Below are 23161 nucleotides of genomic sequence, written 5' to 3'. Positions count from 1 at the left end.
CGCCATGCTTAGGACAAATTTTTACGAATGCCCGCCAGGATAATGATTATGCACTGTGAGAATCGCTGGTCGCCCCATTTTTGTTCAGCCGATGTGCAATCAATGTGCAATCAATGCGCACACCTTAGCAGCAATTCATTTTAATACTATATAAATCAAAAAGATAAATTATGGCACACCGTTTGCTTTACTGAATCCAATCTTGTATACCAGATGGAATTCAAATCATGGCAGCAACAACCGGGTTCACCCTGCAGGAGTGGCAACACTATTATCAGCAGAATGCGCAGGCGATAACCGCCACGCTGGAAAATCTGCTGGCCACGCTTTCCACCGACGATAACGCCTGGATCTGGCTGCCGACCCCGGCGCAGCTGCGCGCGCAGACCGAGCCGCTGCTGGCGGCTTATCGCAGCGATCCGGCGGCCCTGCCGCTGTTCGGCGTGCCTTTTGCGGTAAAAGATAATATTGATGTCGCAGGCTGGCCAACCTCCGCCGCCTGTCCGGCTTTTACCTATCTGGCAGAGAACGATGCCACTGCGGTCGCCCGGCTGAAAGCCGCTGGCGCGGTGGTGATAGGCAAAACCAACCTCGACCAGTACGCTACCGGTCTGGTTGGCACCCGTTCGCCATTTGGTGCGGTATGCAACACCTTCAATCCTGACTATGTCAGCGGCGGCTCCAGTTCCGGATCGGCGTCGGTGCTGGCACGCGGCCTGGTCGGTTTTTCGCTGGGTACCGATACTGCCGGTTCCGGGCGCGTCCCTGCCGGTTTTAACAATATCGTCGGTCTGAAGCCGACCAAAGGCTGGCTGTCCGCCAGCGGCGTGGTGCCCGCCTGTCGCCTGAATGACACCCTCTCGGTGTTTGCCCTGACGGTCGAAGACGCGTTTAATGTGGCGGAGATCGCCGGCGGTTACGACGCCAGCGATGCCTATTCACGCCGTAATCCGGCGCTGGCCCCGGCGGCGCTGCCAGCCACGCCGCGCCTTGCTATTCCGGCTAACCCGACGTTCTTTGATGATGCCGAAGCCGAGGCCGCCTGGAAACAGGCGCTGGTGGCGCTGAGCGCCAGCGGCGCCACGCTGCATACTATCGACTTCAGCATTTTCCACCAGCTGGCCGAACAGCTTTACGCTGGCCCGTGGGTGGCCGAACGCACCGTCGCGGTGGGCGATATGCTGCAACATCCGCAAAATATGGATCCGGTGGTGTATGGCATTGTCGCCAGCGGTGAACACTACAGTGCGGTCGACGCCTTTAAAGCGGAATACCTGCGTGCGGAGCTGACCCGCCAGATCCAGCAGACCCTGAGTCAGTTTGATGCCCTGGTCGTACCTACTTCCCCAACCATCCATACCCTCGCAGAGATGCAGCAAGAGCCGGTGCGTTACAACTCGCAATTTGGCACCTACACCAATTTCACCAATCTGGCGGATCTGGCGGCGCTGGCGCTGCCGGGACCGTTCCGGCGCGACGGCTTACCGGCGGGAATTACGCTGATTGCCCCGGCCTGGCACGATCGGGCGCTGGCGACTTTTGGTCAGCGCTGGCAGGCGCAACAGGCGCTGCCGCTTGGCGCCACCGGCAAAGCACCGCCGGACCGCAGCCTGCCGCTGGCCCCTTCCAGCCGCCATGTGCGCGTGGCCGTGGTCGGCGCTCATCTGAGCGGTATGCCGCTTAACCACCAGCTGACCAGCCGCGACGCGGTGCTGGTAGAAGAGACGCAAACCGCCGCCAGCTATCGCCTGTATGCGCTGGCGAATACGCAACCGCCGAAGCCGGGTCTGGCCAAAACCGACAGTGGCAAAGCGATTACCGTTGAACTGTGGGATATCCCGCTGGCGCGCTTCGGGGAGTTTGTTGCCGAGATCCCTGCGCCGCTGGGGATCGGCACGCTGACGCTGCTTGATGGCCGCCAGGTAAAAGGCTTTATTTGCGAACCGGCAGTGCTGCGCGATGCACGTGACATTACTGAATTTGGCGGCTGGCGCAGCTGGCTGAATCGTAAGGAGACCTCCCATGTTTAACCGCGTACTGGTCGCCAACCGCGGCGAGATTGCCTGCCGCGCCATTCGCACCCTGAAACGCCTTGGCATTACCAGCGTGGCGGTCTATTCCGCAGCGGATAAAAATGCGCAGCATGTTAAGGATGCCGATATCGCCATTGCGCTCGGCGGTGAGAAGGCCAGCGACAGCTATCTGCGCATCGATAAAATACTGGCGGCGGCGCAGCAGACCGCCAGTGAAGCCATCTGGCCGGGTTATGGTTTTCTGTCAGAAAGTCTGCCGTTTGCCGGGGCCTGTGAAAAAGCCGGTATCGCCTTTGTTGGCCCGACCGCGCAGCAGATTGGCGAGTTTGGTCTGAAACACCGGGCGCGCGAGCTGGCGGCGGCGGCGGGCGTGCCGATGACCCCCGGCACCCCGCTGCTCAACTCGCTGGCAGAAGCCCTGAGCGCCGCGCAACAGATTGGTTATCCGGTGATGCTGAAAAGCACCGCCGGCGGCGGCGGTATCGGCTTAACCCGTTGCGCCGATGCCGCTGCCCTGAGTGCGGCATGGGAAAGCGTGCGCCGGCTCGGCGAGCAGTTCTTTAGCGATGCCGGGGTGTTTCTGGAGCGCTGTATTGATCGTGCCCGCCACATTGAAGTACAGATTTTTGGTGACGGCCAGGGCCGGGTGATCGCCCTTGGCGAACGTGACTGTTCGCTGCAGCGCCGCAATCAGAAAGTGGTGGAAGAGACCCCGGCGCCGAACCTGCCGCATGCCACCCGCGCCGCCCTGCTCGCTTCGGCGGTGAAGCTGGGTGAACTGGTCAGCTATCGCAGCGCCGGTACCGTGGAGTATATCTACGACGCCGAACAGGATGCGTTTTACTTCCTCGAAGTGAATACCCGTTTACAGGTTGAGCATCCGGTCACCGAATGCGTCACCGGGCTGGATCTGGTGGAGTGCATGCTGCAGGTCGCAGCCGGTGAACAACCGGACTGGTCAGCTATGACGGCCGCGCCGCAGGGGGCGTCGGTGGAAGTGCGTATTTACGCGGAAGATCCGCTGAAAAACTTCCTGCCCAGCCCGGGGGTATTAACCGAAGTCAGTTTCCCGGACGACGTACGCATCGACAGCTGGATCAGCACCGGTACTGAAGTCTCCGCTTTCTACGATCCGATGATCGCCAAGCTGATCGTCCATGGCGCGACCCGTGAAGCGGCACTGGCAAAAATGCGGCAGGCGCTGAATGAAACGCGGATCCACGGCATTGCCACCAACCTCGATTATCTGCGGCAAATCGTGGCAACCGACGCCTTCCGCAGCGGGCAGGTCTGGACGCGGATGCTGGATAGTTTCACGCCGACGGCGAAGGTGATCGAAGTGCTGCAACCGGGGACCTGGAGCAGCATTCAGGATTACCCGGGTCGTTTAGGTTACTGGGATATTGGCGTACCGCCCTCAGGGCCGATGGATGATTTTGCCTTCCGTCTCGCCAACCGTATTGTCGGCAACGCAGAAGAAGCCGCCGGTCTGGAGTTTACTTTACAGGGCCCGACGCTGCGTTTTCACAGCGAGACCACCATCGCCCTGACCGGCGCCGCCTGCCCGGCTGAGCTGGATGGCGTTACGGTGGCATACTGGCAGCCGCTGACGGTGAAAGCCGGGCAGACCCTGACGCTGGGGCGCGCCCATGCCGGTTGCCGTACTTACCTGGCGGTGCGTAATGGTTTTGACGTACCGGAATATCTCGGCAGCCGCTCGACCTTTGCGCTGGGACAGTTTGGCGGCCATGCCGGACGGACGCTGCGCGTCGCCGACATGCTGGCAATCTCTCAGCCGGAACTTGATGCCTGCACCACCCCTGCCCCGGTCAGCGCACCGCAGGCGGTACACCCGTCGGTGGTGCCGGTGTATAGCGACGAGTGGCGTATTGGCGTGCTATACGGACCGCACGGCGCACCGGACTTCTTCACCCAGGCCTCAATTGACGAATTCTTTGCCAGCGAATGGCAGGTGCATTACAACTCTAACCGTCTCGGCGTACGTCTGGTCGGTCCGAAACCGGGCTGGACCCGCGCCAACGGCGGCGAAGCCGGTCTGCACCCTTCCAACGTTCATGACTGCGAATACGCCATTGGCGCGCTGAACTTTACCGGTGACTCTCCGGTGATTTTGACCCGCGACGGCCCGAGCCTCGGTGGCTTTGTCTGCCCGGTAACCATTGCCAAAGCGGAACTGTGGAAAGTGGGCCAGGTGAAACCGGGCGATCGCATTCGTTTTCATCCGATCAGTTTTGACGAAGCCCATGCGCTGGAAAAAGCGCAAAACAGCGCGGTGGAAAGCCTGACCAGCAGCCATGTCCCGGCTTTTGATCTGCCGTCGCTGGCGACTACCGCTCAGGGCTCCGCGACCATACTGGCAGCGCTTGCCGCGACCAGCACCACGCCAACCGTCGTTTACCGCCAGGCAGGCGATAACTATGTGCTGATTGAGTATGGCGATAACGTGCTCGATCTGGCGCTGCGCCTGCGAGTCTGGCTGCTGATGGAGGCCCTGCGGGCCAACGCCCGACCGGGTATCGAAGAGTTATCACCTGGTGTGCGCTCCCTGCAAATCCGTTACGACAGCCGCATCCTCAGTCAGAAACAGCTGATAGCGGAGTTGCTGACGCTGGAACAGGATCTTGGCGATGTCACCAGCATGAAAGTGCCATCGCGCATTGTCTGGCTGCCAATGGCCTTCGAAGACAGCGCCACCCTCGGCGCGGTCGGGCGCTATCAGGAGACAGTACGCGCCAGTGCTCCCTGGTTGCCAAACAACGTCGACTTTATTCAGCGCATCAACGGCCTGCCCAACCGCGAGGCGGTGAGCAAGGTAATTTTTGCTGCCAGCTACCTGATCCTCGGTCTCGGCGATGTCTATCTCGGCGCCCCCTGTGCGGTGCCGATCGATCCGCGCCATCGCCTGCTGAGCTCCAAATATAACCCGGCGCGGACCTTTACCGCAGAAGGTACCGTCGGCATTGGCGGCATGTATATGTGTATCTACGGCATGGACTCCCCCGGCGGTTATCAGCTGGTGGGGCGCACCCTGCCCATCTGGAATAAATTCCTCAAAAATCCGCAATTTGCCGCCGGCGAGCCCTGGCTGTTGCGCTTCTTCGATCAGGTGCGCTTCTATCCGGTCAGCGAGGCCGAGCTGGAAACGCTGCGCGAAGATTTCCGCGAAGGCCGCGCCAGTATCACCATCGAAGAGACGGTATTCGATTTCGCCGAACATACCCGCTTTCTTCGCGACAATGCACCGTCGATAGCTGATTTTCGCCAGCATCAGGCCAGCGCGTTTGCGGCGGAAGTCTCCCTGTGGCAACAGGAACAGGAAGCGGCCCCGCTCGCCAGCGAAGAGCAGTTGCCGCCCGTTGAGCCCGATGACCATGCCCTGCGCATCGACGCCGATATGAACGGCAATATCTGGAAAGTGCTGGTGCAACCGGGCGATGACGTCAGCGCAGGGCAGCCGCTGATCATTGTCGAAGCCATGAAAATGGAGCTGGCGATCACTGCGCCGCGGGCAGGTCGCGTGAAACGGATTGGCTGCCAGCCGGGCCGTCCGGTCAGCCCGGGCGACGCGCTGCTGTGGCTGGAGCAGGGATCTGACGATGCTAAAACGCAATAAAGGACGCCCGGAGGTCCTGGCCGAACGCGTGTACCAGACCATCAAAAATGACATTTTTGATTTTCGCCTGATGCCGGGCGATCGCTTCAGTGAAAGTGAAATGGCGGAACGTATGCAGGTCAGCCGCACGCCAGTGCGGCAGGCGCTGTTCTGGCTGGAGCGCGAAGGCTATGTCGAAGTGTGGTTTCGCAGCGGCTGGCAGGTACGGTCGTTCGATTTTGAATATTTTGAACAGCTGTACGATTTTCGCATCGTGCTGGAACGGGAAGCGATTCGCCGCTTATGCGGCATGCCGCCCGGACGTTGCGCGGAGCTGCTGGCGGAGCTGAAAGCCTTCTGGATCGATCAGCCGCGGCTGGCAGAGGGAAAAGAAGTTTCGCTACATGACGAAGGCTTCCATATGGCCATCGTCGCGGCCGCCGGCAATAGCGAAATGGCGCGTATCCATGCTGAATTAACTGAAAAAATTCGCATCATCCGGCGCCTCGACTTTACCCGTGAGGACCGTATTGAGGCCACCTATAGTGAGCACGCCCGTATTTTGCTGGCGGTATTAAAACAACAAACCGAGGAGGCACAGCGCATCCTGACCGATCATATCTCCGTCAGTAAGGCCGAGGTCAGGAAAATTACTTTACATATGCTACAGCAGGCAAGGCTTCAAACCAGTTCACCCGAATAATTCAAACCTATATTTTTGAGGGGCTGTTGATATGAAACGACGTTCACTTTTGCAAGCATTCGCACTTTCTGCCACGGTTGTCAGCATGGGCATCGCATGGGGGGCTCAGGCTGCTGATACCATCAAAGTCGGTATTATGCATTCGCTATCCGGAACCATGGCGATTTCAGAAACGCCGCTGAAAGACGTGGCGCTGATGACGATTGATGAGATCAACGCCAGCGGCGGCGTGCTGGGCAAAAAACTGGAACCGGTGGTGGTTGATCCGGCCTCCAACTGGCCGCTGTTTGCCGAAAAAGCGCGTCAGTTGCTGACCCAGGATAAAGCCGCCGTGGTGTTTGGCTGCTGGACTTCAGTATCACGTAAATCAGTGCTGCCGGTTTTTGAAGAGTTGAACGGTCTGTTGTTCTATCCGGTGCAATATGAAGGCGAAGAGATGTCGCCAAACGTCTTCTATACCGGCGCAGCGCCAAACCAGCAGGCAATCCCGGCGGTGGAATACCTGATGAGCGAAGATGGCGGCGCAGCCAAACGCTTCTTCCTGTTGGGGACCGATTACGTTTATCCGCGCACCACCAACAAGATTTTGCGCGCCTTCCTGCACTCGAAAGGCATTCAGGATAAAGATATCAAAGAGGTCTATACGCCGTTTGGCTACAGCGACTATCAGACCATCGTTTCCGATATCAAAAAGTTCTCCGCGGGCGGTAAAACCGCAGTGGTTTCCACCATCAATGGCGACTCCAACGTGCCGTTCTATAAAGAGCTGGCTAATCAGGGCATCAAAGCGACCGACGTCCCGGTGGTCGCCTTCTCGGTCGGTGAAGAGGAACTGCGCGGCATCGATACCAAACCGCTGGTGGGTAACTTAGCCGCCTGGAACTACTTTGAATCCGTCGATAACCCGACTAACGCCAAATTTGTCGCCGCTTATCGTGCTTATGCCAAAGCGCACAAGCTGCCAAATGCTGACACCGTGGTAACCAACGACCCGATGGAAGCGACGTATGTCGGTATCCATATGTGGGCGCAGGCGGTTGAGAAAGCAGGTACTACCGATGTGGATAAAGTCCGTGCCGCTATGGCCGGACAGACCTTCGCCGCGCCGGATGGTTTTACCCTGACCATGGATAACACCAACCACCACCTGCACAAACCGGTGATGATTGGCGAAATCGAAGATAACGGTCAGTTCAACGTGGTATGGCAGACCGAACAACCGGTACGCGCCCAGCCATGGAGCCCGTATATCGCCGGTAACGATAAAAAACCCGATCATCCGGTGAAATCAACGCAGTAACCCCTGCGGGCGGGAGTGATATCCCGCCCGTACGCCGATCGCCGGGGGACGTTAATGCCCCCCGTATCACAACGGGCACGGTTCAAATCATATGAAGATAATCAAATTATGCTGGTTACTGCTGTCACTATGTTTGCTGGCGCCATGGGTCGCACAAGCCGGTCCGGCGGCGGATTACGCCGCTGCCAGCCGCACTGAACAGGCAAAACTGTTACAGCAGTGGGCAGCGGCGCCTGAGGCTGCGCGCCTGCCGCTGTTGCAGGCTCTGCGTGATGAGTCGCTGGTTATCGATCAGAACAAACAACTGTTTATCGAAGACAATGGCCGCTTTACGCCGCTGGAAGGCACGGATAGGCCACAGGGTACGCCGAAAAAGCTGTTTACCAATAACCGTCTGCGCGTCCTGACCATTAACGCGCTGGCATCACTCCAGCTGGTGAGCAACGACCCGGCAACCCGCCTGCGCGCTGCGCGTGCATTACAAAATGATGCAGTTGCCGATCAGTTGCCGCTGCTGACCCGACGGCTGGCCGCCGAACCGGACCGCGAGGTGCATGATGCGCTGGCGCTGGCGCTGGCTAACCTGCAGCTTAGCGACAGTCATCCCGAAGTGCGGCTGAACGCCGTCAAACTGTTGGGCGACACCAGCGACCCGCAAATGCAGGGCAGTCTGCAACGACTCACCCAACCACAAAATGAGCCGGATGCCGGGGTGCGCGCCGCCGCCGCCGACAGCCTGAAACAGATTAAACAGCGTCTGATGTGGGGCGATTTGCTCGGTCAGGCGTTTACCGGTCTTTCGCTGGGATCGATTCTGCTGCTGGCGGCGCTGGGTCTGGCGATCACCTATGGCCTGCTGGGGGTGATTAATATGGCGCATGGCGAGATGCTGATGCTCGGCGCCTATGCCACCTGGCTGGTGCAGAGCATGTTCCAGCGTTTTGCCCCGGAATGGCTGGCGTGGTATCCGTTGCTGGCGCTGCCGGCCGCCTTTTTTATTACCGCCGCCATCGGCATGCTGCTGGAACGTACGGTGATCCGCCATCTGTATGGCCGCCCGCTGGAGACCCTGCTCGCCACCTGGGGCATCAGCCTGATGCTGATCCAACTGGTGCGCGTGCTGTTTGGCGCGCAGAACCTTGAAGTGGCTAACCCGGCCTGGCTCTCCGGCGGTATGCAGATCCTGCCGAATCTGGTGCTGCCGTATAACCGTATCGCGGTGATCCTGTTTGTCGTTGCCGTGCTGATCCTTACCTGGCTGTTACTGAATAAAACCCGTCTCGGCATGAATGTGCGCGCGGTAACGCAAAACCGCGCCATGGCCGACTGCTGCGGCGTGCCCACCGGCCGCGTCGACATGCTGGCGTTTGGCCTCGGTTCCGGCATCGCCGGGCTGGGCGGCGTGGCGCTGTCGCAGTTAGGCAATGTCGGCCCGGAGCTGGGTCAGGGCTATATTATCGACTCCTTCCTGGTGGTGGTACTGGGCGGCGTGGGTCAGCTGGCGGGAACCGTGGTCGCTGCCTTTGGGCTCGGCATTCTGAATAAGGTGCTGGAGCCGCAAATCGGCGCGGTACTCGGCAAGATCCTGATCCTGGTGCTGATCATTCTGTTTATTCAGAAACGACCGCAGGGGCTGTTTGCATTTAAAGGACGGGTGATTGACTGATGACACAACCAATAACGCTAACCGTTACGCAAAAAGCACCGCGGCTGGCCATCAGCATCGGTGTTATCGCCCTGCTGGCGCTACTGATTATGCCGTTTCTGGCGCTGTTACCGGCGGAGAGTCCGCTGGCCATCTCGACGTATATGCTGACGCTGATCGGCAAGATCCTCTGCTACGCCATTGTGGCGGTGGCCCTGGATCTGGTCTGGGGTTATGCCGGGCTGCTGTCATTGGGTCATGGTCTGTTCTTTGCGCTCGGCGGTTACGCCATGGGCATGTACCTGATGCGTCAGGCAGCAGGCGAGGGTCTGCCGGCGTTTATGTCGTTTCTGTCATGGAGCGAGCTGCCGTGGTTCTGGGCTGGCACCCAGCACTTTGCCTGGGCGCTGTGCCTGATTATGCTGGTGCCCGGCCTGCTGGCCCTGGTGTTCGGCTGGTTCGCCTTCCGTTCCAGGATTAAAGGCGTCTACTTTTCGATTATGACGCAGGCGCTGACCTATGCCGGTATGTTGCTGTTTTTCCGTAATGAAACCGGCTTTGGCGGCAACAATGGTTTTACCGGCTTTACCACCCTGCTGGGTTTTCCGGTGACCGCCACCAGTACGCGGATCGGACTGTTTGTCGCCACCGTGCTGCTGTTAATCATCAGTCTCGGCATTGGTTTCGCCCTCGCGCGCAGCAAATTTGGCCGGGTGCTCACCGCGGTACGCGATGCCGAAAACCGCCTGATGTTCTGCGGTTACGATCCAAAGGGTTTTAAGCTGTTTGTCTGGACGCTATCGGCGGTACTGTGCGGGCTGGCCGGTGCGCTGTATGTACCACAAGTGGGGATAATCAACCCCGGTGAAATGTCGCCGACCAACTCTATTGAAGCCGCGATCTGGGTGGCATTAGGCGGACGCGGCACGCTGATTGGCCCGTTGCTCGGCGCCGGTATCGTTAACGGCGCGAAAAGCTGGTTCACCATGGCGTTTCCCGAGTACTGGCTATTCTTCCTCGGCCTGATGTTTATTCTCGTCACGCTGTTTCTGCCGCGTGGAGTCATTGGTTTGATTCGTCGGAGAAAGCATGACTGAGCAACTGTTTACCCAACCCCAGCTGGCGGATCGCCATCGTCAGCAGAGCGATCCCATTCTGCAACTGAGCGCTATCAACGTCTCATTTGATGGCTTCCGCGCGTTAACCGATCTCTCGCTGAGCATTGGCGTCGGTGAGTTGCGCTGCGTGATCGGCCCGAACGGCGCCGGTAAAACTACCCTGATGGATGTGATCACCGGCAAAACGCGACCGGACAATGGCAAAGTGATTTACGATCAGGATACCGATCTTACCACCCTGTCGCCGGTGGCTATTGCCCGCAGCGGCATTGGTCGTAAATTCCAGAAACCGACGGTATTTGAAGCGCTGTCGGTGTTTGAAAACCTCGAAATTGCGCTGAAAACCGACAAGTCGGTGTGGGCCTGCCTGCGCGCCAGACTGAACAGCGAGCAGCAGGACCGTATCGATGAAGTACTGAAGCTGCTGCGCCTCAGCGCCGAGCGCTGGCGTCCGGCCGGATTATTATCTCACGGGCAAAAACAGTTTCTGGAGATTGGTATGCTGCTGGTACAGGAGCCGCATCTGTTGCTGCTTGATGAGCCTGCAGCCGGGATGACCGATGCCGAAACCGACTATACCGCCGAGCTATTCCGCAGCCTCGCCGGTAAGCATTCGCTGATGGTGGTGGAGCATGATATGGGCTTTGTCGAAACCATTGCCGACCATGTTACGGTCCTGCATCAGGGTCAGGTGCTGGCGGAAGGTTCGCTGCGCCAGGTGCAGGCTAACGAGCAGGTTATCGAAGTCTATTTGGGGCGCTGATATGCTACAGGTATCTGAACTGAATCAATATTATGGCGGCAGCCATATTTTGCGCGGGCTGTCATTTGAAACCCGTCAGGGAGAAGTGACCTGCCTGCTGGGGCGCAATGGCGTCGGTAAAACCACCCTGCTGAAGTGCCTGATGGGGTTGATCCCGGCCAAATCCGGCACCATCCGCTGGCAGGATCAGGTGATTAATGGCCGTAAACCGCATCAGCGGGTACAGGCGGGCATTGCCTATGTGCCGCAGGGGCGCGAAATTTTTCCGCGCCTGACCGTCGAAGAGAATCTGCTGATGGGGCTGGCGCGTTTTCCCGCCGCCCGGGCCAGGCAGGTGCCGGAAGAGATCTACCAGCTGTTTCCGGTACTGCAAGAGATGAAACAGCGGCGCGGCGGCGATCTTTCCGGTGGTCAGCAGCAGCAATTAGCCATTGGCCGGGCGCTGGCCTGCAAACCGCAGCTACTGATCCTTGATGAGCCAACGGAAGGGATCCAGCCCTCGGTGATTAAAGAGATCGGCGCGGTGATCCGCCAGCTGGCGCAGCGCGGTGATATGTCGATCCTGCTGGTTGAACAGTTCTATGATTTCGCCGCCGAGCTGGCGGACAACTACCTGGTGATGTCACGCGGTGAGATAGTACAGCGTGGCCGCGGCGACAGTATGGAAGCCGATGGCGTGCGTGGACTGGTCGCGATTTAGGCAGTCCCGCCGGACTGCCTGTCGGCGCTTACGCAACGTTAATCTGCCAGCCCGGTCTCCACGCGAAACTGACGCTGTTCACCCGCTGCCAGGCTGATTAAGGTACCCGCCCGTCTGGCGGCATTCTGCCCTTCCGGACGGCAGGTGGCCGGTAACACAAAAGCCGCCACCTGCTGGTCGGCATTGTGCAACATCCAGCGCGTGGCGGCAGTGAATTGCGCGGTGTCAAAACGCGTAACAAAGCTGTAGCCCTCAGGCGAGTGCAGCATAAACTCGGCGTGATCCACATACTGCGGCAGGTTATCGGCAAAAAACACGATTTCAGGGTCGCACATTTCCGCACGGTTCAGACCGTCAAACGCCTGCGGGGCGGCCGCCAGTTGCTGAGTATAATCCAGCCATTGCGGCGTCGGATGCACATGTCCCGGAATCGAGCTGCGCAGCTGAAACGCCGTATCCGGAATGTTCTGACTGAAGCGTCCCTGCGTCACCCAGGCGTAGTTCATATGGCACATATACTGCAGCGGCATGTCGGCACCGGAAAGGTTAGTGACCTGCATGGCAATCTCAATGCGTGGCGCATCACCCAGCAGAGTCACCGCAGGCGCCGCGCGATAGTGATGGCCAAAGCCCTTGATATACTCGACCTCGCCGTGCAGCGCCAGACGATCCTCTGTCAGCGTCAGCCAGGCGCTGTCCATACGCGCGCAGGCCATTTCGCCATGCAGCGGATGGTTATCCTCTGCTGCCGGGCAGCCGTTGGCCAGCAGCCCGGAGTGAAAGGCGAAACAGCCGTAGGTATCGATAATACTCGCGCCCGGCAGCGGCTGTTTAAACCCGCTGCCCATGGTTAAGCGATGCCCGTCAAACTGCATATCCCAGATCATCTGGCCATAAAACGGCAGCACAATGACAAATCCGCGTCCGTTCACCAGCCGTACCGCTTCAATACCGGACGGATAGCGGAACAGCTCAACCTTAAAGCGCGCGTTATCCAGCAGCGTGCGTGGCGTTTCATGGAACAGCGAAGGATGGAGCGGTAAGGTGGTTTTCATTGTGCCTCCCCGGCTAATTCAGCGCCCTGTGTCTGCGACTGTTTTTTAGCGCGCAGCTCACCCCAGAAATAGAAACCCACCCAGGCAAAGCACAGCAGCGAGACGCCAAAAGCCAGCTGCATCGAGCCGAAATGGTCGGAAACCAGCCCCTGTAGCGCAGGCACAAAGGCCGCGCCGACAATCGCCATCACAATAAAGGCACCCGCCACCTCAGTGTATTTATTCTCCACGGTTGCCAGCGTACCGGCGTAAATTGTCGCCCAGCAGGGTCCGAACAGCACGCTGACAAACACCGCGGCATACACGGCGGTAAAGTTAGGCACCAGCATCACATAGGCCAGCGTCGCCACGCCGATTGCCGAATAGGCGATCAACACTTTCTCGGCACGAAAGCGCGTCATCAGGAAGTTGGCGACAAACTTGCCGATAAAGAAACAGATAAAGCTATAGATCATAAAGTTTGAGGCGTGACGCTCATTGGCGGCGCCCAGATTCAGCGCCAGACGAATGGTGAATGACCATACCGCCACCTGCATGCCGACGTACAGGAACTGCGTCACAATCCCGCGTTTGAAATGGCGATTCTTCGCCAGGTAACGAAAGGTCTGCGCCAGCGTCGGCAGCGTCTTGCCGCCACTTTCTGGCTTGCAGCGCGGGTAACGGGTCAGCAGAAACAGAATCATTACCACCACCAGCACCATAACCAGATATTTATACGGCTCCAGCGTATGCTCCAGCATGGTCAGGCGAAACTGGTGAATCTGTTCGGCATTCATCGTCGCCATCTGGCTCTGCAGACTATCTCCCTCCTGGAATACCAGATATTTCCCCAGCACAATTCCCATCAGCGCCCCCACCGGATAGAAGGTCTGGCTGATATTCAGCCGTAGTGTGGCGTGGTGGCGATGGCCAATCATCGAACTGTAGGTATTGGCAGCGGTTTCAAGAAAACTCAGACCAATGGCGATAGCGAAAATCGCCGCGAGGAACATGGTATAGGTCGCCATATGCGACGCCGGATAAAACATAATGCAGCCGGCGATATACAGCGCCAGTCCGGTCAGAATGGCAATTTTATAGCTGGAGCTGCGGATCACCAGCGATGCCGGAATGGCAATCAGAAAGTAGCCGCCGTAGAAGGCACTCTGCACCAGCGCGCTGGCAAAATCACTCAGCGCAAAGACGCTCTTAAACTGGGTGATCAGGATGTCATTCAGGCTGGCGGCGCAGCCCCACAGCGGGAACAGGCAGGACAACAAAATAAACTGAAACAGCGGCGTTTTATTCAGATAACCATCGGATTGCTGAACAATATTCTGATGCATACAAGGATCCTCACTCAGGCGTTGAGAAAACGTTGGAAGGTGACGGCATCGGGATAAGAACGCTGGGTTCCACGCCCGGTAACGCTACAGGCGGCGAAGGCCGAAGCGAGTTGCATCGCCTGTTTGATATCGCCGTTCTGCACCAGAAAGTGCGCAAAGCAGCCGATAAAAGCATCGCCCGCGCCGCTGGTATCGACGGCTTGTACTGTGGTCGGGCTGACACGATGTACGCTGTCACCCTGCATCCATACCGAACCACGACTTCCGAGGGTAATAATCAGGTTTTTCAGACCACGGCGCAGCAGCGTCTGTCCGGCACGCAGCACCTCCTGCTCCGTCGCCACCGGCATACCGGTCAGGATCTCCAGCTCAGTTTCATTAGGCATAAAGAAATCACAGCGGCAGGCGTAGTCGATATCCAGCTCTGCTACCGCCGGCGCCGGGTTGAGGATCACCCGAATACCGTGCCGGCTGGCAAAATCAATGGCGTGATACACCGTCGGGAGCGGGATCTCCAGTTGCAGGATCATCAGCTGGCACTGCTTCAGCGGCTGCTCCGCCGCATCAATATCCGCCGGCAACAGCTGATTGTTGGCCCCTTTAATAATCAAAATGCGGTTCTGCGACTGGTCATCAACAAAGATCGGCGCCACCCCGCTGGATACCCCCGGCGCGATGGTGACGTGGCGGGTGTCGATGCCAAACGCCTGCAGGTTATTAACGGTATTTTCAGCAAACAGGTCTGCGCCCACTTTGCTGACCATCATTACGCTGGCCCCAAGCTTAGCGGCCGCCACCGCCTGATTGGCGCCTTTACCGCCACAGCCAATAGCAAAGTCAGGGGCTTCCAGCGTTTCACCGGCTTTTGGCATCACATTGGTGTAGGTGATTAAATCCACCATATTCGAACCGATGACGGCAATATCCATAACATTCTCCCGTGGGTAATTTGCCAACATTAAATGTTGTTAAAATAACAATAACAATCCTGTAATGTTATTTTTGTGACAACCATCTCAGCTGAAGATAACCGTTCAGCCGGAGCAAAAAGAGGTTTGACAAGCTATAATTAATGTTATTATTTTAACAAAAACCCTATCCCTTATCTGCGGAGTATCTTATGACCACTGCCAGCCGTGACTATGCTGCCTATATCGACCACACCCTGTTAGCCGCCGATGCCACGCAGGCGCAAATCATTACCCTGTGTCAGGAAGCGCTGACCTGGCATTTCTGTGCGGTATGCGTTAACTCAGGCTATGTGCCACTGGTCGCCGAACAGCTGCGCGGCAGCAGCGTAAAAGTGTGTTCAGTGATTGGTTTCCCGCTGGGCGCCGGTTTAACCGCCAGTAAAGCGTTTGAAGCGCAGGCCGCTATCGCAGCCGGTGCGCAGGAGATCGACATGGTGATTAATGTCGGCTGGCTGAAAAGTGGTGAGATTGCGGCGGTGACTGCCGATATCCGCGCAGTGCGTGAGGTTTGCGGGGCGATCCCATTAAAGGTAATATTGGAAACCTGCCTGCTTAACGATGCGCAAATCATTAAAATCTGTGAGATTTGTCGTGAGCTGAAGGTTGCGTTTGTGAAAACCTCTACCGGTTTTAGCAGCGGCGGCGCGCGCGAAGAGCATGTGCGTTTAATGCAGCAAACCGTCGGCGCTGGCGTGGCGGTAAAAGCCTCCGGCGCGGTGCGCGATCGCCAGACGGCGGAAGCGATGATCGCGGCGGGCGCCAGCCGTATTGGCACCAGTTCAGGTGTGGCGATCGTGTCTGGCAATACCCCATCTGGCCAGGGATATTAATTAAAGGAAGTCACCATGGAAACCCGGCGCGACGAGCGCGTGAATAAACTGGCGCAGGCACTCAAGCGCATCGACAAGATCCATCTGAAAGATGCCGCCCAGCTGCTGGGGGTCTCGGAAATGACTATTCGTCGCGATTTAAATGAGCAACCCTCAGCGGTAGTGTTGCTCGGCGGCTATATTGTCAGCGATCCGCGCAACAGCCATGGTCACTACTTTGTTTCCGATCAGCAGTCGCAAAACGTCGGCAAGAAGCAGCAGCTGGCACAGCTGGCGGCAGCGCTGATTAACGCTAACGATACGGTGTTTTTTGATTGCGGCACCACTATCCCGTATGTGATTGATGCCATTGATGATCAACTGCCTTTTACCGCTATCTGCTGTGCGATGAACACCTTTCTGGCACTGAAAGAGAAACCGGGCTGTCATGTGATCCTCAGCGGCGGCGAATTCCATCCGGATAACGCCATCTTTACCCCGCTGGGGCAAAATCATGTGCTGGATGAACTCTGTCCGTCACTGGCGTTTATCTCGGCGGCCGGGATTGATCTGAACCAGGGTGCCACCTGCTACAATATCAATGAGTTGCAGATGAAACATCATGCATTGCAGCGTGCCCAGCGCAAAATTTTGCTGGCCGACAGCAGTAAGTTTGGCAAAGTGTTGCCCGCCCGTATCGGCGAGCTGGATCTGTTTGATACGCTGATCAGCGACAGCGCGCCGCCGAAGGCACTGGCGCAAAAGCTGAAACAGGCAGAGGTGCAGGTCATAACCCTGTAAAACGCTATTGCAGGGAGCCATTAATGGCTCCCGCCGTATTTTACGCCCAGCGATGCAGGATCTCTTCGCCATCGCGTAAGCGCCGGATATTGTCACAAACCCCCGCCACATTACCGTTAAGGGAAATATCGGTCACCCCGCCAATATGCGGCGTGGCAATCACGTTGTAGCTGAAAATATCATCCTGCGGATCGGGTGGCTCCTGCCAGAAGACATCCAGCCCGGCTCCGGCAAGATGTCCACACTCCAGTGCGGCGATCAGCGCCGCTTTCTCAATCAATCCGCCCCGGCCTAAGTTAATCAGAAAGCTGCCTGCCTTCATTTGCGCCAGCGCGTTGACATCAATAATATCCCGGGTCAGCGCATTGTCCGGCAGGCTTAAAATGACAAAATCAGCTTCCGCCAGCAGTTGCGGCAGTTGCTCCATAGTACCTAACCAGCTGAGCTGATGCTGTGCCGCAAAAGCCGGATCGGCTTCCCGTTTCACGCCGATCAGCCTCATACCGAATGCCGCCAGCCGTTTGGCTAACGCTTTGCCAATCCCGCCAACGCCAACCAGTCCGACGGTTTTCCCCATCAGCCCTAAACCGGTTGGCTGACCAAGCCGCTGCTGCGCAATGCTGCCCGGTAACTCCAGCGCTTTACGCGCCAGGCCGATCATCATCCAGATCCCCAGCTCCGCCACCGAATCGGCATTACCGGAATGGTCGGATGGCACATTGGCCACCTTAATCCCCTGCCCCCCGGCGCTACGCAGATCCACCCCTTCCAGACCGGCGCCGGCTTGCTGAATCAACTTCAGGTGGTCAGCGGTTTGCAACAGGCGCGCATCCACCCGCGCCATCCCCGGGATCAGCACATCAAAACCGGCCAGACTATGCGCGGCATGTCCGGCTGAGGCAATAAATTCGACGTCGGGCAGTTGCTGGCGCAGCTGCTGGATCATGCCGCCCCACGCGTTCTCTTCGGCCGCAATCAGAACTTTCATTGACATCCCTCTGGTTTGAAAGGCAAAAAATCAGCATAGCGTCATGCATGCGCGAAAATCAAACAGTTATCCGGCTAAGGAGTACTAAACGACAGAATATACCGACCATACTGCCGCCCCCGGCTGTGATTAACCGGGGAAAACAGCTAAACTTCGTCATCTGAGTGGGCAGTTCCGCCCCCAACATCAACGCAGACCTTAAGAGGCTCATTCTAACGTGGCTCAATTCGTCTATAGCATGCATCGCGTCGGCAAAGTGGTTCCGCCGAAGCGTCACATTCTCAAAAACATTTCCCTGAGCTTTTTCCCGGGCGCCAAAATCGGCGTTCTCGGTCTGAATGGCTCCGGTAAATCAACTCTGCTGCGCATCATGGCCGGTATCGATAAAGATATCGAAGGCGAAGCCCGCCCGCAGCCTGGTCTGAAAATCGGTTATCTGCCGCAGGAGCCGCAGCTGAATCTCGAACATACGGTGCGTGAATCCGTCGAAGAAGCGGTGGCGGAAGTGGTCGGCGCGCTGAAACGTCTCGATGAAGTGTACGCACTGTATGCCGAACCGGATGCTGATTTCGACAAACTGGCCGCCGAACAGGGCAAACTGGAAGAGATTATCCAGGCGCACGATGGCCATAACCTGAACAGCCAGCTGGAGCGTGCGGCCGATGCCCTGCGCCTGCCGGACTGGGATGCCAGAATCGCTAACCTTTCCGGTGGTGAGCGTCGCCGCGTGGCGCTTTGCCGTCTGCTGCTGGAAAAACCCGATATGCTGCTGCTGGATGAGCCAACCAACCACCTGGATGCCGAATCCGTAGCCTGGCTGGAACGCTTCCTGCATGACTTCGAGGGTACCGTAGTGGCGATTACCCACGACCGTTACTTCCTCGATAACGTCGCGGGCTGGATCCTGGAACTTGACCGCGGTGAGGGTATTCCGTGGGAAGGTAACTACTCCTCCTGGCTGGAGCAGAAAGATCAGCGTCTGGCGCAGGAAGCTTCTCAGGAAGCCGCGCGTCGCAAGTCGATTGAGAAAGAGCTGGAGTGGGTGCGTCAGGGTGCGAAAGGCCGTCAGTCAAAAGGTAAGGCTCGTCTGGCCCGCTTTGAAGAACTGAACAGCACTGAATATCAGAAACGTAACGAAACCAACGAACTGTTTATTCCACCGGGTCCGCGCCTCGGCGATAAAGTGGTTGAGGTTAACGGCCTGAGCAAATCCTACGGCGACCGCGTGCTGATTGATGATCTCAGCTTCTCCGTGCCGAAGGGCGCGATTGTCGGTATTATCGGTCCTAACGGCGCCGGTAAATCCACCCTGTTCCGCATGTTATCCGGCCAGGAGCAGCCAAACGGCGGCAGCATTGAGCTGGGCGATACCGTGAAACTGGCTTCCGTCGATCAGTTCCGCGACGCGATGGATAATTCGAAAACCGTCTGGGAAGAAGTGTCCGGTGGCCAGGATATTATGCGGGTCGGCAATACCGAGATGCCAAGTCGCGCTTACGTTGGCCGCTTTAACTTTAAAGGCGTCGACCAGGGTAAACGCGTCGGCGAGCTGTCCGGTGGTGAGCGTGGACGTCTGCATCTGGCGAAGCTGTTGCAGGTGGGCGGCAATATGTTGCTGCTCGATGAACCGACCAACGACCTCGACATCGAGACGCTGCGCGCACTGGAGAACGCCCTGCTGGAGTTCCCGGGCTGTGCAATGGTGATCTCCCATGACCGCTGGTTCCTCGACCGTATTGCTACCCATATCCTCGATTATCAGGATGAAGGTAAGGTCGAATTCTTCGAAGGTAACTTTACCGAATACGAAGAGTACAAGAAGCGTACCCTCGGCGCCGAAGCGCTGGAGCCAAAACGCATCAAGTACAAGCGCATGACCAAGTAGTGGTTATTACCGGGGCGGCCTGCCGGTCGCCCCTAAGTATAGAATTCGCTAAACACCGTTGAATTCAGCGCAAAATCAATAAAGCAGGCCAGCGCGGGTGAATTAAGCTTGCGACCCGGATAGACCAGCCACAACTCATTACCCTCCACTTCCCACTGCGGCAATACCTGTTCCAGCGCCTTTTCCTGCATCAGCTGATGGGTTAAAAAGCGAGGCAACAGCGTAATCCCCGCCCCCTGTAAGACACACTCACGCGCATAAATCAGGTTATCGGTCATATGGGTCGGCGGTAACAGCCAGCTGTGCCACTCCTCGCCGCGCGTCAGTAACCACTCGCTCCAGGCGCGATGGGCAATGCAACGGTGTTCTGCCAGCTGATGCGGGTGCTGAATCAGCGCATGCTGCGCCAGGTATGCCGGGGCGGCGACCAGCAGGCGCTGGCAGTAACCAATGCGCCGGCCAATCAGCGAAGAGTCCTGCGGCTTACCGGTACGCAACGCCACGTCGAAGCCTTCATGCACCAGATCGCGAAGATCATCTGATACCGATACTTCCAGCGTGACATCCGGGAACTGCTGTTGAAATTGCGCGTTGCAGCGCGCCAGCAGCGTGGCGCCGATGCCTGCCGGGCTGGTAATACGTAAGCGGCCACTGGGGTTAGCGCGCAGACGTTCGATTGCCTGCTCAGCGCGCTCACTGGCCTGCAGCATCTCCTGGCAGTGAATCAGATAGCGTTCGCCCGCAAAGGTCAGATTCAGCTGACGCGTCGTGCGATTAAGCAAACGCAAACCAAGCGCCTGCTCCAGCTGGCTGATGCGCTGGCTGACGCTTGATTTCGGCAGTCCGGCACGCCGCGCCGCCGCGGTAAAGCTGCCGCTTTCCGCCACCAGCGCAAACAGGGCCATATCCTGTAACTGCTTAAACATTATTGTTCATCCCGGGCGAACACTCTGTCATTGATTGTCCATCTTATCACTCCAGTGAATCGCTTCTACAATTAAGCCACTTAACTCAGGAGGATAATGATGAATAACCGAGCGATTGCGATTAACCCGGAAAATCCGGCACAGTTTATTGAAATTCAGCCAGCGACACCGACGCCAGGCGAATATGACCTGCTGGTTGAGGTAAAAGCCGCCTCGGTCAATCCGGTGGACACCAAGGTACACAAAGGCGCGCAGAAAAACGGTCTGCAGGCTCCGCGCATTCTCGGCTGGGATGCCAGCGCAGTGGTCGTGGCGACCGGCAGTAACGTCAGCGGTTTTAAGCCGGGCGATGAAGTTTACTATGCCGGTGATATCACCCGTCCGGGCAGTAACAGCACCCTGCAGCTGATTGATGCGCGTATTACCGGCCATAAGCCGAAAAGCCTTGACTGGGCTGCCGCTGCCGCCATTCCACTGACGGCGCTGACCGCCTGGGAAGGGCTGTTCGAACGCCTGAAGATTCAGGATGCCGCCGCGGGGAAAACCCTGCTGATTATCGGTGGTGCCGGCGGTGTGGGCTCGCTGGCGATCCCGCTGGCCAAACTTAACAGCAAGCTGCAGGTGATCGCCACCGCTTCGCGGCCGGACTCGGTACAGTGGTGTCGGGATCGCGGCGCTGACCAGACGATTAACTATCAGGATATGGCCGGTGAGCTGGAGAAACTCGGTCTGAAGCAGGTAGATTATATTTTCTGTCTGAATGATACCGACGGGCACTGGCATAGCATGGCGCAGCTGATTGCGCCGCAGGGCCATATTTGTACCATCGTCGAAAATGAACATCCGCTGGATATGAGCGAGCTGAAACTGAAGAGTGCCGCCCTGCATTTTGAGTTTATGTATACCCGCAGCATGTTCACTACGCCGGATATTGCCCGCCAGGGCGAGATCCTGAATCAGGTCGCCAGCCTGCTGGATGCCGGTAAACTGACCACCACGCTCAATGAAACCCTGACGGGACTCAGTGTCGAAACCCTGACTGCCGCCCACCAGCGGGTGCTGGAAGGCCATATGCGCGGCAAAGTGGTGATGGTGTATTAATCTGACAGTGGGCGGCGGGAACGCCGCCCCTGGCAGACCGATTTATCAGGTAAATACAACTTTCAAACTGCCCGGTGTACTACGTGGGTTGCCGACGATGCTGCCGATTGTCATATGCGCATTGCGTCGGCATCATCCGGACCAATGTCGACATAAACATTGCCGCTGCTGATGTCAAAAGCAGGGAGACAGCGATCATCTGTCGCCCAGCATCTCCTTCACCAGTTCCACGCAGCGCAGAAAACGGCTGTCATAGTCGTCTTCCTCCACATGCACATAGGGAATGTTATTGCTGTTCAGCATACGCACCAGCAGATCCTGAAACTCTTTACGATCCACCGAGCTGCCGAGGCTGCGTAACCCATCCGCCACCCAGGGCACGTTATTCTCCACCAGAATCACCAGATCAAAGCGATACTCATCAATCAGCGCCTGCACAAACGGGTGCTCGCGCCCTTCATACTTTTTACAGAACGCCTGGGTGGTGACAAAGTCGGTATCGATAAACGCCACTTTATTGGCGTACTTGACGGCAAAATCGATATATTGCGCCTGCCCGAGGGCAATTTTATCGTAGTCGGAGTACTGCAGCGCCATCTCATCACCGCCGAGGTGGGAAAAGACATAGTCGCGGCCAAACTCCCACGCACTGGTGGTATTAAAGATATTCGCCAGCTTATTGACCAGCGTCGATTTGCCGCTCGACTCACCGCCAAGGATCGCCACGGTACGCACAAAGAAAGGTTTCACTTCCGTCGGAATATAGTCCCAGTAACGGAAAGGATCCTGACGAATCTGCGCACCGCTGATATTCATAAACGATCGCCTGGGATCGATCAGTACCGCTTCGATGCCCAGATGTTCAAAGTATTGCCCCGCATCCTGCTCTTCACTGGTATAAACCCGATTCGGCTCAATACCCTGCTTTGCCATAAACGAGGTAATGCCTTCACTCCAGACATCCCAGCCGTGTGGATAAGGCTCCATTCCCTGTTCATTAAACGAGTGAATGCGGATGTTTTTCTGGTATTTAAAGGTTTGCAGCAGCCAGCGCAGACGGTCACTGATCGTCGGCTGCTGCGACATCGCGCTGTTTTCAAACAGCATACGGTCACGCGGCTCGTCGTAGCCCATAATGATATGCAGCTCATCCACCTGGCTACAGGCGCGCTGAATCAGATAGATATGGCCGGTATGCAGCGGATAAAACTTGCCAAATACCACGCCGACGGTTTTCTCGCGCCGCGGAAATTCCAGCCCTAAGTAGCGGTGCAGCGCTTCCAGCTTCTGCGCGCTGGGGCTTTTGATTTTGGCATTCAGTAACTGGCTCAGATAACCTTTGGTCATGCCGCTGGCATCCGCCACCTGTTGCAGGGTACAGCCCTGCTGGCGAATCGCCGTTTTCAAATACTCAAATGACGACAT

The 23161-nt window shown here is 57.5% G+C and carries 18 protein-coding genes; 12 read left to right on the top strand and 6 right to left on the bottom strand.

Annotation, left to right across the window (positions count from 1 at the left end):
* The first annotated feature begins 227 nt into the window (after positions 1–227).
* From atzF to urtE, 8 genes are all read left to right on the top strand, one after another.
* On the top strand, positions 228–2030 hold the full coding sequence (atzF, locus tag JWF83_RS10580; RefSeq protein ID WP_413650163.1) for an allophanate hydrolase: 1803 nt from the start codon (positions 228–230) through the stop codon (positions 2028–2030).
* Positions 2023–5667 (top strand): urea carboxylase, encoded by a 3645-nt coding sequence (gene uca / locus JWF83_RS10575; protein ID WP_413650162.1) that lies wholly within the window; start codon positions 2023–2025, stop codon positions 5665–5667. The genes atzF and uca overlap by 8 nt, the downstream gene beginning before the upstream one ends.
* On the top strand, positions 5651–6349 hold the full coding sequence (locus JWF83_RS10570) for a GntR family transcriptional regulator (RefSeq protein WP_413650161.1): 699 nt from the start codon (positions 5651–5653) through the stop codon (positions 6347–6349). Before uca ends, JWF83_RS10570 begins: the two co-directional genes overlap by 17 nt.
* A gap of 31 nt (positions 6350–6380) precedes the next feature.
* Positions 6381–7649: an urea ABC transporter substrate-binding protein gene (urtA, locus tag JWF83_RS10565; protein ID WP_413650160.1), complete on the top strand. Its 1269-nt coding sequence runs from the start codon at positions 6381–6383 to the stop codon at positions 7647–7649.
* Positions 7650–7740: 91 nt separating this feature from the next.
* Entirely contained in the window at positions 7741–9315 is a 1575-nt protein-coding gene (gene urtB, locus JWF83_RS10560; RefSeq protein ID WP_413650159.1) for an urea ABC transporter permease subunit UrtB, read from the top strand.
* Positions 9315–10391 (top strand): urea ABC transporter permease subunit UrtC, encoded by a 1077-nt coding sequence (gene urtC / locus JWF83_RS10555; RefSeq protein WP_413650158.1) that lies wholly within the window; start codon positions 9315–9317, stop codon positions 10389–10391. The genes urtB and urtC overlap by 1 nt, the downstream gene beginning before the upstream one ends.
* A complete protein-coding gene (urtD, locus tag JWF83_RS10550; protein ID WP_413650157.1) occupies positions 10384–11175 on the top strand; it encodes an urea ABC transporter ATP-binding protein UrtD in 792 nt (263 codons plus the stop codon). The genes urtC and urtD overlap by 8 nt, the downstream gene beginning before the upstream one ends.
* Before the next feature lies 1 nt (position 11176).
* Entirely contained in the window at positions 11177–11875 is a 699-nt protein-coding gene (gene urtE / locus JWF83_RS10545) for an urea ABC transporter ATP-binding subunit UrtE (RefSeq protein ID WP_413650156.1), read from the top strand.
* Between the two features lie 38 nt (positions 11876–11913).
* On the opposite strand, the gene JWF83_RS10540 is transcribed toward urtE, so the two are convergent.
* Genes JWF83_RS10540 through rbsK form a run of 3 tightly spaced genes read right to left on the bottom strand, consistent with a single transcriptional unit; the run spans position 11914 to position 15184 of the window.
* On the bottom strand, positions 11914–12930 hold the full coding sequence (locus JWF83_RS10540) for an aldose 1-epimerase family protein (protein ID WP_413650155.1): 1017 nt from the start codon (positions 12928–12930) through the stop codon (positions 11914–11916).
* Positions 12927–14255: an L-fucose:H+ symporter permease gene (gene fucP / locus JWF83_RS10535; RefSeq protein ID WP_413650154.1), complete on the bottom strand. Its 1329-nt coding sequence runs from the start codon at positions 14253–14255 to the stop codon at positions 12927–12929. Before fucP ends, JWF83_RS10540 begins: the two co-directional genes overlap by 4 nt.
* Positions 14256–14269: 14 nt before the next feature.
* Entirely contained in the window at positions 14270–15184 is a 915-nt protein-coding gene (rbsK, locus tag JWF83_RS10530; protein ID WP_413650153.1) for a ribokinase, read from the bottom strand.
* A 191-nt stretch (positions 15185–15375) separates the two neighbouring features.
* Between rbsK and deoC the strand changes: the two genes are divergently transcribed.
* Both deoC and deoR read left to right on the top strand, forming a co-directional pair.
* Positions 15376–16056, top strand: a complete 681-nt coding sequence (gene deoC, locus JWF83_RS10525; protein WP_413650152.1) for a deoxyribose-phosphate aldolase — start codon at positions 15376–15378, stop codon at positions 16054–16056.
* 15 nt (positions 16057–16071) lie between these two features.
* Positions 16072–16836, top strand: a complete 765-nt coding sequence (deoR, locus tag JWF83_RS10520) for a DNA-binding transcriptional repressor DeoR (protein WP_413650151.1) — start codon at positions 16072–16074, stop codon at positions 16834–16836.
* Between the two features lie 40 nt (positions 16837–16876).
* On the opposite strand, the gene JWF83_RS10515 is transcribed toward deoR, so the two are convergent.
* Positions 16877–17824 carry a 2-hydroxyacid dehydrogenase gene (locus tag JWF83_RS10515; protein ID WP_413650150.1) on the bottom strand — a complete coding sequence of 316 codons (948 nt, stop codon included), beginning with the start codon at positions 17822–17824 and terminating at the stop codon, positions 16877–16879.
* A gap of 217 nt (positions 17825–18041) precedes the next feature.
* Here JWF83_RS10515 and ettA point away from each other — a divergent pair, with 217 nt between their 5' ends.
* Complete coding sequence (ettA, locus tag JWF83_RS10510; protein WP_413650149.1) at positions 18042–19709, top strand: energy-dependent translational throttle protein EttA; 1668 nt, start codon at positions 18042–18044, stop codon at positions 19707–19709.
* A 32-nt stretch (positions 19710–19741) separates the two neighbouring features.
* On the opposite strand, the gene JWF83_RS10505 is transcribed toward ettA, so the two are convergent.
* Entirely contained in the window at positions 19742–20638 is an 897-nt protein-coding gene (locus JWF83_RS10505; protein WP_413650333.1) for a LysR family transcriptional regulator, read from the bottom strand.
* Between the two features lie 96 nt (positions 20639–20734).
* Between JWF83_RS10505 and JWF83_RS10500 the strand changes: the two genes are divergently transcribed.
* Positions 20735–21736 carry a zinc-binding alcohol dehydrogenase family protein gene (locus tag JWF83_RS10500; protein WP_413650332.1) on the top strand — a complete coding sequence of 334 codons (1002 nt, stop codon included), beginning with the start codon at positions 20735–20737 and terminating at the stop codon, positions 21734–21736.
* 195 nt (positions 21737–21931) lie between these two features.
* Here the strand turns inward: JWF83_RS10500 and nadR are convergent, their stop codons facing one another.
* Positions 21932–23161, bottom strand: a complete 1230-nt coding sequence (nadR, locus tag JWF83_RS10495) for a multifunctional transcriptional regulator/nicotinamide-nucleotide adenylyltransferase/ribosylnicotinamide kinase NadR (RefSeq protein ID WP_413650148.1) — start codon at positions 23159–23161, stop codon at positions 21932–21934.

It is taken from the genome of Pantoea sp. B65 (assembly GCF_047308185.1).
Lineage (GTDB): Bacteria > Pseudomonadota > Gammaproteobacteria > Enterobacterales > Enterobacteriaceae > Erwinia.
This window is presented reverse-complemented; position numbering and strand designations above follow the sequence as displayed.